General features: G+C 58.4%; 1 protein-coding gene and 1 tRNA gene. One reads left to right on the top strand and one right to left on the bottom strand.

The genetic code is table 11. The features are described from left to right. Positions 1-227: 227 nt before the first annotated feature. A tRNA-Pro gene (locus A9976_RS00895) sits at positions 228-304 on the top strand. A gap of 81 nt (positions 305-385) precedes the next feature. On the opposite strand, the gene A9976_RS00890 is transcribed toward A9976_RS00895, so the two are convergent. Further along, a partial coding sequence (locus A9976_RS00890; protein WP_310889360.1) for a glycosyltransferase family 9 protein occupies positions 386-813 on the bottom strand: 428 nt, incomplete at its 5' end.

Below are 813 nucleotides of genomic sequence, written 5' to 3'. Positions count from 1 at the left end.
CGGCCCAGGCGGATGGAGTGGAGGCGTTTGCCATGTATTTCCCGATGAGTGTCTATGCGTGTTTTTGCCCGAAGGCGGCTGCCCGTCATGCGTCGGCAGCCGTAAATAATTTAGGCTTGAACTATATAGGTGTCAATCAGGAGATAGCCGGAAGGCGACGGACATTGGCTCGCATCGGTGGAGGGCCCTCCCGGGCAGGGCGGGATTCTGGTATAGTTGCCACCCTTCGGGGCGTAGCGCAGCCTGGTAGCGCATCTGCTTTGGGAGCAGAGGGTCGTGAGTTCGAATCCCACCGCCCCGACCAAAAATTGCAAGACCAATGTAAGACCCAATGAGAAAGGCCGTTAGTGAGTGCACTCACTAACGGCCTTTATCTTTTGCGCTATCAAGGGGTGATCGTCTCCATTTTGATCGCGCCGGGCAACCGGCTCCAGATCGCATCGGCCACGACGGATGGCGAGATGCCGTCCATGCCTGGGCTGCCAGACGGTTCAAGAGGATGCAAACAGGGCGCGTAACGCATGACCGGGCTGCATCCGAACAGTCCGACCGTCGGGACGCCATGGGCGATGGCGATATGCATGCCCATGCTGTCGTTTGTCGCAAAGGCCAAAGTGCGTGCGATCAGCGCTTGGCTGACGCAGATGTCCGTATTGCCTTCCGTGATGTCAAGAATACGGATCCATGACGGCAATGCGTCGCGAAGCTCCTGCGCGATGTGCCGTACATCGCTGGCACCACAGAGTAGAAATGCCAGGCCAGGGTCGCGTTCGTGCAAGATACGCGCGACCTGCGCATAGGCCTGAGCAGAAT

The organism is Delftia sp. UME58 (assembly GCF_014170385.1).
Taxonomy (GTDB): domain Bacteria; phylum Pseudomonadota; class Gammaproteobacteria; order Burkholderiales; family Burkholderiaceae_C; genus Comamonas; species Comamonas acidovorans.
The sequence above is the reverse complement of the archived record's forward strand: the minus strand, read 5'-3'. Positions and strand labels throughout refer to the sequence as shown.